This window comes from Sulfitobacter sp. HGT1 (assembly GCF_013282155.1).
GTDB lineage: Bacteria > Pseudomonadota > Alphaproteobacteria > Rhodobacterales > Rhodobacteraceae > Sulfitobacter.
The window spans coordinates 19,306-31,737 of sequence record NZ_BLWI01000003.1 but is presented as its reverse complement, the minus strand read 5'-3'; the positions used below and the strand labels follow the sequence as shown (position 1 = coordinate 31,737).

Here is a 12,432-nt window from a genome sequence, read left to right as displayed (position 1 = left end):
TCCATATCGGTTTGATGCTGTCACAATCGGTAAAATTGGTTCGTACCGCAGCACACTCGGTCATGCAGATAACTCAGTAAAAAAGAGCTGCTCCGAGATAAGCTTGTAACTGCGGCTTGCAACCTTGCCTTTGGGGCTTGGGTCACCGCAGCGCTCGCACTGCACACAGCATTACGGGTCGCCGACAGTTTCCTGCCTTTTGCCTGGTTAATTTGATCGAGAACAATAATCAAACATCTCTTCAACTATTCGACCCCCGCGCGCTTTGCAGAAAATGTACTGCGCATATCAGCCGCTTATTCCACATGAGCAATGCTCTCTGCCGTGCGGGAAAGTGGCCAGACCGCCGAAGCGGTCTGGCCCGTGTGTTAGGCGGCCTCTTTTGGGCCCCAGGGGATGATGGCTTGCAGAGACATGTCATCCTGGCTCGCGGCCTTGCCAAGGTTGGCGTTGAAGGCGTGATCGCGGACCGTCAGGGTGAAGTAGTCAGAACCGGTGTCTTTGTTCTGCTTCTTCCAGATGCCACCGCATTCAACCAGTTTGCCGCGAGGGGAGCGGCCGAGGACGCGATGCGTTGGTGCCATAGGGTTGCTGCTGGCAACGGGCTCGACTGTGATGTCGAGGTCGAATGTCAGGGTTGAAATTGAGCCGATACCTTTTGCTGTTTCGATGTCGTCGCTGGTGAATTTGATGCAGTTCGTGGTCATTGCTTTTCTCCTTGTTTGCGTTGCAATGATGGTCACCTTGCAGCTGGCCAAGGCCCGGACATACCGAAGGCGAAGCGCAGCGGAGAGGGGCAGGCCCCGCTCTTTTTGTTCCGCGAAGAATGGCCCGCAGGGACAGGGGAAAAAGAGCGGGGACAACCTTTGTGGACGGGGCGACAGCTGCGACCAGAATTATCGAGCAACTCAACACATCAGGAGAAAGCCTATGGCCACGTCGCTGATAGTGAACACTGACAAAAGAAATTGCGGGAAGGCATCTTCATTTCCAATTTGACTGACAACGCGCCGATCAAAAGACCCTGCCTCCGTCAGACCTGGGAACGACACATCTCGCTCTCTTCCATCTCCCCCCAAGCTCTGGTGGGGCCGGTTTGCTGGAATGGATGCACCAAAGACCAGTTTCGTTCACTTACCTGAACATTCGCTTCATTACGTTCAGAATACTGGACAACATCTTGACTCGACGCCAGATTGATAATACTTGTCCAATATACTGGACGTAAGACATCTCACGTTCATCTAATCAGACAATGGCAGCGCACATGAAACGCAAAAGAAGTTACTCACGGGTTACGAAGCAAGCTTTGTCTACCTTCGGCAAGCTGATCCGCGTCGCGCGCACGGAACGCGGCATGACAGCGCAAGACCTTGCGGACCGTGCAAACATTAGCCGCACGACACTGTATAACATCGAAAAAGGTGCACCCGGCCCTGAGATCGGCACGGTCTTCGAGGTCGCAGCGCTTGTTGGCGTGCGTCTGTTTGATGCCGATGACAGTACGCTGGCAATGCACAATGCCCGCCTTGATGAAAAACTAACACTCCTGCCAAAGAGCGTCCGGGCATCCAAGCAAGAGGTCGACGATGACTTCTAATTTTGCCCAAGCCTCGGAGGCCTTTGTCTGGATATGGCTGCCCGAAAGCACCGCCCCTGTCGTTGCAGGGCGCATCACGCAAGATGCGGACCGGTTCGTATTCAATTACGGTGCAAGCTACCTCGAGCGCACCGATGCAATACCGATATACGCACCCGAACTCCCGCTGCGTCGAGGCATCATCGAACCTCAGGCCGGTCTTTCGATGGCCAGCTGCATTCGCGACGGCTCTCCGGATGCATGGGGGCGGCGTGTCATCATCAATCGTTTGGTGGGCGCAAAGGCGAGTACAGCCGAAGTCGGCAACATCACAGAAATATCCTACCTGCTTGCATCCGGTTCTGACCGCATCGGTGCCCTCGATTTCCAAGCGTCGGCGACGCAGTATGTGCCGCGCCGGAAATCCGAAGCCACATATGAGGAACTCATCGAGGCAGCCAGTCTCATTGAAAAAGGCGCGCCCCTGACGCTTGGCCTAGATCAGGCGCTCAATCACGGTACATCAATCGGTGGCGCGCGGCCCAAGGCGCTGATCGATCGCGGAGATCGCAAGTTGATCGCCAAATTCTCGGCAAGCGGCGACCTCTATAGCGTCGTCAAAGCGGAATTCATCGCGATGAAGCTCGCGGCTGCCTGCGGCCTAGACGTCGCGCCCGTCTCGATGATTGAAGCTGGCGGCAAAGACGTGCTCTTGATCGAGCGCTTTGACCGGACCCGCGCAGGTGAGGACTGGCATCGCAAAGCGATGGTGTCTGCACTTACAATCCTTGGGCTGGATGAGATGATGGCGCGCTATGCCTCCTACGAGGATCTGGCCGAGATCATTCGTCACCGCTTCGCCAAGCCCAAGGAGACGCTGCGAGAGCTGTTTGGCCGAATCTGCTTTAACGTGCTGTGTGGCAATACGGACGATCACGCCCGCAATCATGCAGCCTTTTGGGACGGCGAAATGCTTACGCTCTCCCCCGCTTATGACATCTGCCCTCAAGGCCGCACCGGGAATGAAGCGACGCAGGCGATGCTAATCAAGGGCGACAATCGGATGAGCACTTTGGCCAGTTGTCTAACCGCCGCACCAGATTTCCTACTCACCGACGACGACGCAATCGAGGTCATCACGCAACAGATTATCACGATTGCCCGTAAATGGGACGCGGTCTGTGAGCTCGCAGACCTCAGCGCAACAGACAAAGCCCTGTTTGGCGGGCGACAATTCCTGAATCCGTACTGTATCGAAGGCTTGAGTTCGGATCATGATACTCTGACTGATCAATTTGAAGGGTCGCGAGGGCAATTGCTAGCTTAGTCAGGGGTCGTTTCGATAGGTATTTGGCCTTTACGGTAAGCGAAAGCAGCCGTTCGTAAATAGCGCAGCGAATGCTACAGAAGAGCCCACAGCGGAAGTCTTTAAATCCTGCTGCGGGCGCACGCAGCGCAAAATATGCGGCATAAGCGAAAGTTCATTTGCGGCACCGCAGCAGCCGAAGCGGTCATCCAAACAGATGCTACGTTCTCAGAGTCAGCGCTGTGTTGATGTCTGGGTATGGAGGGAGGATTGGAGGGCATATCATGCCAAGAGTCCAACTACCCGCCGTCACCCCAAAACGCAGGGCCTGGAACAAGGGACGTATCATCGGCCAGAAACGTCCCCTCCTACCAAAACAGGTCTGGGCGATCCGAGCGCGGCTCGAACTGGCGGGTTATCTCCGCGATCTGGCTTTGTTTAACCTCGCCATCGACAGCAAGCTGCGCGGTTGTGATCTTGTGAAACTGGCCGTGTCAGACCTTGAAAAGGACGACCGCGTTCGGGAACGCGTTTCCGTGATCCAGAGCAAGACCAAGCGACCTGTGCAGTTCGAACTGACGGAAAACACGCGGGAAACCGTGATATCCTGGGTCAAATCCCCTGAGATGTTTGCGTGCCCATTTATGTTCCCAAGCCGTTTCCATGACCGGCCACACATCTCAACCCGCCAGTATGGTCGGCACGTTCGTGATTGGTAACTGCGATTGGCCTCGAGCCGAGCGGATACGGCACGCACTCCCTCTGCCGGACAAAGGCAGCGGAGATTTTGTCGAAAAACAGGTAGCCTTCGCGCAATCCAGCTGCTGCTTGGTCATACCAAGGTTGACAGTACTGTTCGGAATCTTGGCGTGGAACTCGAAGATGCCCTGAGCATCGCAGAACGAATTCACATCTAGTGCAACTTGGCGAGCGGTCCTGCCGTTCGCCATTTCAATGCGGATATCAGTATCTCATGCAACGTTAGTCGGTGCAGAGCCCAAATCGACAAATGCTGCGGAATGCTCGAACGGGGCGAGGTGCGCTTTGCGGACATTTCCTTACATGGATCGGTCCTAATCTGACCATCCGCATTGAGGTTGTTGACCGAGACATACGGTTCGCAATCGCGCCGTTCGTGTCTGTAACGCAGATTTAAAACAGCCGCCTTCGATGATCAGCGTTCCATCGCTCCCTACCGATGATACCCTGTGCGGAAATAACAGACCAAAGTAGAAACAATAAAACTTAGCTCTCCCGAGTTGCTTCACGCCTTCTCGTTGACGAGATGGATCGTCCTTGTCGGGAAAGCGAAGCCCACTCCAACTTGCTTGGCCAGATCGACGATGTCGGCAACGAGGCCAGAGCGCACTGCCACCTGCTCGTCGTAGTTCGAGACGAATACAAAACAACGGCACTCGATCTCAATAGCGGACTCTCCAAAGTCCTTTAGCCCGACAAAGCAGTCTTGTGCATCAGCGCTTGGTTGCCGCAACATTGCGGCGCGCAGCTCTTCGATGAACTGATCCAATTTCTGACGCGGGGTGTCGTAGGTCAAACCAATCGAGAGGTCGATACGGCGGCGTTCGCGCAATCCCCAATTCACGATGACCTGATCGCTCAACTGTGCGTTTGGAATGATCATCACGGTGTCATCGAGCCGCTTCAGCCGCGTGGATCGTACGCCAACTGTCTCGACCGTTGCGAGTTGACCATGTGTTTCGATCAGGTCGCCACGCCGGAACGGTCGGTCGGTCAGGAGGAGTATTCCGCCGAGTACGTTGGACACCGTCTCGCGGGCGGCAAACGCCAGGGCCAGGCCGCCAACACCCAAACCCGCCAGAACGCCTTCGTAGGGCAGATCGACAATTTCTGCGAGCAGAAGCAGACCGACCGTAATCAAGGCCAGTTTGATGATGCCGATCGCCATCGCTGTTACGATTTCGTCGGCATAACTCACTGTGGTGGCGGCTCTGCGCTGAAAAAAGGCTCCGATCATGCCGGTCGCGAGAACCGCGAACCAAGTCGCGCCAATGACTGCCGCTGCAGAGACGAGCGTGTGCAGCGCAGCGAGCGGCGTCTCAATGATCCCAACCAGGCTGAAACCCCAAACAAGGATCAGACTCCACATAGTGAGCCTTGCCGCCAGAACCAACCCGTTTTTCTGGGATGCGCCGGTCTTGGCTGCGTCTTCGTCCACCTGTGCCTTTGAAATGAAAAGACCCAGCAATGCAACCAGAACGATGACCACGCCAACCATCGCCGCGATAGCGATCCATTGCCAGTTTTCGATTACCGCGGCTCGGTTCAACAGACCCGGGGAGACGTCCCGGATACGCTCTCGCAGCGAGAAAAACTGTGTTAGAGGTTCGCTCGGCGGGATACCTTCGGCCAGCGGAAGGCTTTGCATGGCTGAATAGAGCGCAGGCAAGTTGCGCAGTGTTTCTGCATCGAAGGCCCATTGACCGGGTGCATCTTCGCCTTCTGTCGGCATGCGCGCGATGACAATGTCTCCAACGGGATGCGCATAGTGGACGTAGGGCGTTGTCCGGTTTGGGTTGTTCGGAACTTCTTGCAAAAAAATGAAGCCAGCGCGGTCGAGAACATTCTTCAGATAGTCCGCCAGCAATGGTCCCTCGGCCTTGTGTAGGTGGTCCGGCAGCATGGAGAGGTCCAGCGTCGACAACACGGCGTCCCGTCCCGGTCCCTCCCAATCATGTACCCCGAACAAGAACCGTTGCATGACGCCACGCGGGGAATGCGCCATGGCGGCCTTGGCTGATGCTACATTAGGCTGTCCAAGTGCGTTGAGATAGCGCCGGACGGTGGCGGATAGCGTCTCGGCGTCTTCTACAACGAGCCGCCAACCGCCATCGCTCGCTTGGACGAACCGCAAATCATAGGTTGTTTCGGTCCCATCGAGCGCAATTGTGAATGTGGCGGTGTCGGTCTCGGGACGCGCTGGCGCATCGTAGACCCGGAAGGTCGACAGATCGATGATATCCCAAAGCAGGGCTTGGCGATGGCGCAGCGTATTCGCCGGTGCTTCGCCTCCTTCGAACTCGAGAAGAGTCCGGGTATAGCGCAAGGCATCCACATCTCCGCCGACCAGGAAATCACTCACCGATGCGACGATCGATTGGAGCGTCTGCCTCGGGGATCCATCGCCAGTTACCAGGCGCTCACCTGCCGGGTCGGATCGGCGTCCATTCCACCACTCCCCGGTGTCGAAGCGCCCGGTGAAACTTTGCCCATCGTCCGATATCCCGAAGATCAGGCCTCCGCTGACGTCATCTTCGAACCAACGGCCGCGCAGAACCTGCCCTTCGATCTGCCCCTCGATCCGGCCACTGCCTGGCTCATACGTACCGGTGACTGAGGTGCCGTCGACCTCCAACTCGACAACTGCCGCGCCGTCGCGCCAGAATGTATCCCAGCGTCCCGTCCAGTCAGGCGACGGCTGTGCCAGTACAGCGCTCGCTGTAATCGGCAGACAGATGCATGCAAGAATGAGAAGGATAGAGCAGCGTAAGGCCCCCGTGTATGTCTCGCGATTGGCAGAGTGCATACCGAAAAACAGTGCCGCGAGAGTGCCCGGCGCAGGTTTTCTTTTAAATAAGTGGGGCCGTCGCTTTTCCAATCGCTGTCCTTATGTTTGGCGCTTGATTTGGGGCGTGGCCAACGCGCAATACGGCGCGCCAGGCCACAATTCCTTGCGTGCTTCAGTTTTGCATCGACATGGGCCGCGTCGTCGAGCCGTCGCTATAGGCGATGCACTGCCAAGGCGCGCGCTGCGCGCCAACCCCCACCATGACTTCCGTGCCAGCCTCGGAAAAGGCGGAGCTGAGCAGAACGACATCGGGATTATTTGTCTCGACAGTTACAGCCCTCAGACAGGCCTGCTCAGCAGGTGATACGGTCGCCGTTGGCGCCGTTGCCTCGCGCAGATACTGGCTTGCTGTCCAGCCCGTCACACCACCACCAAGCTGGCTGACCTGGCACCAAACACGTCCCTCATTGCGGCGACATCCCAAGTTGCGAACGACCGTGCCCTTCAACAGACCAATCCGCACGGGGGCGCTGGTGGAGGGCGCTGCGCGGACGTTGAGGCTTTGCGACACTCCGACGACTTCCCAGAAGTCAGGCCCACCAGACAATCCGTCAGCGTAATCCTGCTGTGGTGCGTTGCCTCCGATGCTGACGTTTAGCGTGTATTTTGTGCTCTCGTTCCGGCGGGCGGCATTGCGATTGATAAAGACCTGTATCCGGTAGTCGCCATCGCTCGGCAGAACACCGTCGTAGCGCAGCCCATTCGTTGCCGCGACATACATCGCCGCGCTTTCCCCGGGTCGATCCCCTGGAGCAAAGATGTTGAAATAGGTCGAGGGGTTAGACGCAGCCAATTCGACAACCATACTCTGTCCGGCACGGGCGCCGAGCAGATACTCGACAGACTGATACCCTGTCAGATTTTCACTGATGGAGGTGCCGCTTTGTCCGGCTGGGAATTGAACCCTTTTCACAACCGCCTCCTGAGCAAGGGCCATGTGACCCCACGCAAGAGTCACGACGCACACAAGAAACTGAAATTTTTTCATTTCATCTCCTCCTGATAGGGCAATTTTTCTTGGAACATAGCCGTCTATCGTTTCAACCATTCCGTGTCAGTCAGGATTGGCCCCTACAAGGTTCCCTCGTTCGCCACAGACATAATGCCGGCTGTCGTTCCGTCACGATATGCGATGCAATTCCATGTTCCTGTGCCCCCAACCCGCAGGATCACCTGGGTGCCGGCTTCGGAGAACGCAGAGCTTTGCGCCACCACATCATTGTTGCCTGTCACGCCACGAACGTCACGGACACAGACAGATCGGGCTTGTTGTTCTGATGCACTCAAGGCGCTGGTTTCTTGGGCGACGTCGTCAGTCATGTCCACACACCCTGCCAGACCAAAGACCGCAATTGCGGATGCTCCCATTAGAAAGATGTTTCTCATTTTTCGTCTCCTTTTGGTTCGATTGAATAAGGTTGTCCGACTTGGTTCTTTCCACTGCGGCCTCAGATCAAAACAGTGGCAACGTCCGGCTCTACGTTCACGTTGGTCTGATACCTTTCAGAAAGCATCGCGTAGCTCTTCAGTATGCTCTCGGCCTCTTGTCCGCTTGCAAGCCGTGGTCGTCCTCGGCGATGGCGCTTTTCTCCCAGTCCAAGCGAAACGGGATGTACCGTGACCTCTGCGAGGGTGTCGCCCTCGAAGCGGCAGATGGGGACCACTGTTTGCCAATAGCGAATGTCGGACGGGAACCCCTTTTGATCATCCTTCGTGCGTTGCTTGTAAAGTTTGGTGGGTGTCAGCTGGTCATCGGCGCGAAAGCGATCGTAGGACTCGCCTGGAAGCTGGCGAACCATTTCGTTCTGGCCGATGAAATTGCCGAGGCTGTAAAAGATCGGCTTGCCCTTGTAGAGTTCCATCCCGCGCAAAAGATGCGGGCCGTGGCCAACGACGATATCCGCGCCGGCGTCAATCACGGCATGGGCAAACTCTACGATGAAATCGGCGGGTTCATCTTTTTCGTTGGCGTGTTCATGGGCATGGATGCTGACCATAGCGATGTCAGAGGCCAGTTTCGTTTCTTCGACCCAACGAATGATCGCAGCCAGGTCTTTAGGATTGGGATGGCGGACGTGTCGAGTGCACTCACCAACACGGAAATTCATGCCGTTGAACGGGAATATCCCATCTGGCGCTTCGAAGGCAAAGCCTGTGCCAATGCGAAACTGGCGGAATTTCTCTAGCCCCAAGCCTTCGGCCATCTGCTGAACCACGGCCATTTGATCAGGTGTCACTTCATATGTGCTATCGGGCCAAAGCGGATTGAGGCCGGGGCGTCCCTGCATCGCGTGGGTCTGGCGCGCGGCTTCTTGCCCTTTGGTGAAGGTTGATCCGCAAGCCACCATACCAATCGTCACTTTGGGGGTGGTAAAATAGGCGGCGCGGCGGGCCTCTTCGAGGTGCCTGCCAGCACCGGCATGGCAGAGCCCGCGCCTGTCGAGCTGATCAAGCGCGTATTCAAGACCGGAAATGGAATAGTCGAGCGTATGGTTGGTGGCTGTGGAGAACATGCCAAAACCTGCCTCGATCAACTCATCCAGCACCCAGGAGGGCGCGCCGAAATGTGAGCCGCCGCTGTCAAAGGCCGGATCGCCGTGAAAATCATTGGGCAAGACTTCGAGGTTGGTGAACGCCGCATCGCAACCCCGGATCAGATCGAACAGCGGTTTGATCTCGGGATCTGTCATGCTGAGGAGACGGCGTTGCAAAATGCTGTCTCCGGTCAGGGCCAATGTGGTCATGATGCGCCTCCGTCAAAGTAATCCCGCAGGATGCGGGAATAGATCGACTTGAGTATGTTGACCTCCGCGACCGACACGCGCTCATCCACCATATGCATGGTCTCGCCAGTCAAGCCAGCCTCAACGACTGGGCAATGGGATACAAGATGCCGCGCGTCCGAGATGCCGCCTGTGGTCGTTAGTTCTGGAATGCGCCCAATTTCTGCCTGCACCGCCCGCTGGACCATGTGGGAGAATTCACCCGGCGGAGAAAAGAAACACTCGCCCGACACATGGTGGTCACTCGTAATTGTGACGCCGTGTTCATCGGCGACCCGTGCAACGCGCTCCGCCACCCAGTCGAGCACTGCGTCTGATGTCCAATTGTCATTGAAGCGGATATTGACCGTGGCTTTGCAAGCCCCAGGAATGATGTTGCGCGCCGGGTTGCCCGTATCGACGGTCGTGATGGCCAGTGTGGACGGAGCAAAGTTCTCACTTCCCTCATCCAGCGTGCTGCCCTCAAAGACATGCAAAAGATCGACCAGAGCGGGCAAAGGATTCACCGCTTTTTCCGGATAACCTGTATGGCCCTGAACCCCGGTTACCGTCAGGTAGACGGTCACAGCACCGCGCCGCCCGATCTTGATGGCGTCGCCAATTTTCTTGACGCTCGTGGGCTCACCGACAAGGAAGTGGTCGGCCTGCAGGCCCTTGGCCTCCATCCAGTCGACAATCGCACGGGTGCCGTCGGGCGAGCCGGTTTCCTCGGCTCCGGTGATCGCCAAGATCAACCGTCCGTCAGGAGGCGTGCTGTCTACAAACTCGATAGCAGCGGCGCAAAAGGCGGCGACGCTCGACTTCATATCCGTGGCGCCGCGCCCGTAGAGCATGCCGTCCCGGATTTCGGCACCGAATGGATCACAAGACCAATCATCGCGGTCCCCGATCGGAACCACATCCGTGTGACCGCTATAGCCAAAGGTCTGCCCATTGCGGCCATCTCCCCAGATCGCCACGAGGTTGGGAATGCCCCTCCGGTCAACACGGTGACACTCAAAGCCATGCGCGCTGAGTAGCTTGTCCAGCAGTTGCAAAGCGCCACCTTCGGCCGGCGTCACCGTTTGACACTGCACGAGGTCCGCCGTCAGTTTGACCGGATCAACCGTTGTCTCGATCACGGGCGCAGAAAGCGGTCTCATGCCATTTCCTCTTCAAGCATGTGACATGCGCTCTGATGTGTCGTTGAGAGGCTTTCCAACACGGGCGCTTTTGCCTTGCAGATGTCCGAGGCGAATTCGCAGCGCGGGTGGAAGGTACAGCCTGAGGGCGGGTTGATCGGGTTGGGATAGGCTGTGCCCAGATCGACGCTGGGCACGCCTGCACCGGGTTCAGGGGTCAGCACGGATTTCAGCAGTGCTTTTGTGTAGGGGTGGCGTGGATTCGAGAACAGCGTGTGCGTGTCCGCCACCTCGACGACGCGGCCCAGATACATCACCACAACACGGGTCGCGATATGTTCGACCACTGCCATGTCATGGGTGATAAGCAGATAGGTCAGGCCCATCTCGGCGCGCAGTTCCAGAAGCAAGTTCAGGATTTGTGCCTGAACAGATACATCCAGCGCAGAGGTGGGTTCGTCACAAACCACGATTTCGGGATTGAGGATCAGGGCACGGGCGATGGCCACACGTTGTCTTTGGCCACCCGAAAGCTGGTTGGGATAGTTGTAATAGAAGCTGCGCGGCAGCCCGACGCGCTCCATGATCGTGTCGACCTTGGCGCGTTGCTCTGCCACGTTTCCGACGCCGTGCAGATGCAAGGGACGGCGGATGATCTCGCCAATCGTGCGGCGTGGGTTCAGCGAGGAATAGGGGTCCTGGAAGATCGATTGAAGCTTGCGGGAGCGTTCCATATCCGACAGCCCCGCGATGTCCTGTCCCCCGAGTATGATCTTGCCCGCCGTGGGTTCTTGCAGCCCCAGCAACATCCGCGCCAGAGTGGACTTGCCACAGCCGGATTCCCCAACCACGGCGACGACCTCGCCTTTCCGTAGATCGAGCGAAATATTGTCCACCGCGCGCAGAGGTTTGGCGGCAGAAAACATCCCTTGTTTGACCTGGAAGGTGCATCCGGCGTCTATGGCCTGCAACACAGGTGACGCATCCATATTGATGCCTTTGCCATAGCTTCCATCACCCGCGTCGCGGGCCGAAAGACTGGGGGTGCCATCGCGCAACTGCGCAGGCGTCAGAACGCAGCGATAAGCTTGGCCGCTGCCTGCCTCCTGCAGAGCAACCGGCCCCTGCTGACAATTGTCATGCACGCGCTGGCAGCGATTGGCAAAACGGCAGCCTTTGAACCGGGTCTTGAGCGAGGGCACCAGACCGGGGATCGACCCCAGTGCGCCGCCCGGTTCGATCTGGCCTGGCACGGGGATGCTTTCCAGCAATCCTTGCGTATAGGGATGTACCGGTGCGTGCAGCACATCCGACACTGGTCCGGTCTCGATCACTTGTCCGGCGTACATCACCGCGATCTTGTCAGACACGCGCGCCACAACGCCCATGTCATGGCTGATGATGATAAGCGCGATGTTGAGCTCTTTCTGCAGGTCCTTCAGCAGGTTCAGGATTTGCGCCTGAATGGTGACGTCCAGCGCCGTTGTCGGTTCATCGGCGATGATCAACTCGGGATCGTTCATCAGCATCATCGCGATCATCACCCGTTGACGCAGGCCGCCCGACAGTTGGTGCGGATATTGCGACAATCGGCTTTCGGCAGCAGTGATCCCGACCTTCTCGAGAAGGTCCACAGCCCTGGCGCGCGCTTGCGCCCCCGACACGCCCTTGTGCAACTGCATCAGCTCGGTCATCTGCCGCCCTATTGTGTAGACAGGGTTGAGTGAGGTCATCGGCTCCTGAAAAATCATCGCGATCTTGTTGCCCCGCATCCGCGCCATTTCGTCTTCGGACGCGCTTAGCAGGTCGACATCGCCCAAACGCAACGTGGTGGCGTCTGTCCGCGTGCCACGCGGCAAGAGCCCCATGATCGCCATGGACGAGACCGACTTGCCTGATCCACTTTCGCCGACGATCCCCAGTGTTTCGCCTCGATCAACCGTAAAGGACACGTCCTGAACGGCGGTCATTTCGCCTTCGGCCAGCTTGAGCGTGACCGACATATCTTGGACTTCCAGAAGGGCTGTCATGGTCTG

At 57.4% G+C, this 12,432-nt stretch carries 9 protein-coding genes and 1 pseudogene; 3 read left to right on the top strand and 7 right to left on the bottom strand.

Annotation, left to right across the window (positions count from 1 at the left end):
• Positions 1-368: 368 nt before the first annotated feature.
• Positions 369-707 (bottom strand): DUF736 family protein, encoded by a 339-nt coding sequence (locus tag HGT1_RS03815; RefSeq protein ID WP_007120930.1) that lies wholly within the window; start codon positions 705-707, stop codon positions 369-371.
• A gap of 560 nt (positions 708-1,267) precedes the next feature.
• On the opposite strand from HGT1_RS03815, the gene HGT1_RS03810 reads away from it, so the two are divergent.
• From HGT1_RS03810 to HGT1_RS03800, 3 genes and pseudogenes are all read left to right on the top strand, one after another.
• Positions 1,268-1,600: a helix-turn-helix transcriptional regulator gene (locus tag HGT1_RS03810; protein ID WP_050770458.1), complete on the top strand. Its 333-nt coding sequence runs from the start codon at positions 1,268-1,270 to the stop codon at positions 1,598-1,600.
• Positions 1,590-2,906: a type II toxin-antitoxin system HipA family toxin gene (locus HGT1_RS03805; protein ID WP_007120932.1), complete on the top strand. Its 1,317-nt coding sequence runs from the start codon at positions 1,590-1,592 to the stop codon at positions 2,904-2,906. Before HGT1_RS03810 ends, HGT1_RS03805 begins: the two co-directional genes overlap by 11 nt.
• Before the next feature lie 263 nt (positions 2,907-3,169).
• Positions 3,170-3,802: pseudogene (locus tag HGT1_RS03800) on the top strand (tyrosine-type recombinase/integrase).
• Between the two features lie 347 nt (positions 3,803-4,149).
• Here the strand turns inward: HGT1_RS03800 and HGT1_RS03795 are convergent.
• The 6 genes from HGT1_RS03795 to HGT1_RS03770 all read right to left on the bottom strand — a co-directional run bounded on the left by HGT1_RS03795 (position 4,150) and on the right by HGT1_RS03770 (position 12,426).
• Positions 4,150-6,522: a mechanosensitive ion channel family protein gene (locus HGT1_RS03795; RefSeq protein WP_176248660.1), complete on the bottom strand. Its 2,373-nt coding sequence runs from the start codon at positions 6,520-6,522 to the stop codon at positions 4,150-4,152.
• Between the two features lie 82 nt (positions 6,523-6,604).
• Positions 6,605-7,480: an SH3 domain-containing protein gene (locus tag HGT1_RS03790; protein WP_176248659.1), complete on the bottom strand. Its 876-nt coding sequence runs from the start codon at positions 7,478-7,480 to the stop codon at positions 6,605-6,607.
• A gap of 83 nt (positions 7,481-7,563) precedes the next feature.
• Positions 7,564-7,878: a hypothetical protein gene (locus tag HGT1_RS03785; protein WP_255200087.1), complete on the bottom strand. Its 315-nt coding sequence runs from the start codon at positions 7,876-7,878 to the stop codon at positions 7,564-7,566.
• Between the two features lie 62 nt (positions 7,879-7,940).
• On the bottom strand, positions 7,941-9,236 hold the full coding sequence (locus HGT1_RS03780; protein WP_176248658.1) for a CapA family protein: 1,296 nt from the start codon (positions 9,234-9,236) through the stop codon (positions 7,941-7,943).
• Positions 9,233-10,417: a succinyl-diaminopimelate desuccinylase gene (dapE, locus tag HGT1_RS03775; protein WP_176248657.1), complete on the bottom strand. Its 1,185-nt coding sequence runs from the start codon at positions 10,415-10,417 to the stop codon at positions 9,233-9,235. The genes HGT1_RS03780 and dapE overlap by 4 nt, the downstream gene beginning before the upstream one ends.
• Positions 10,414-12,426, bottom strand: a complete 2,013-nt coding sequence (locus HGT1_RS03770) for an ABC transporter ATP-binding protein (protein WP_176248656.1) — start codon at positions 12,424-12,426, stop codon at positions 10,414-10,416. The genes dapE and HGT1_RS03770 overlap by 4 nt, the downstream gene beginning before the upstream one ends.
• Positions 12,427-12,432: the final 6 nt, after the last annotated feature.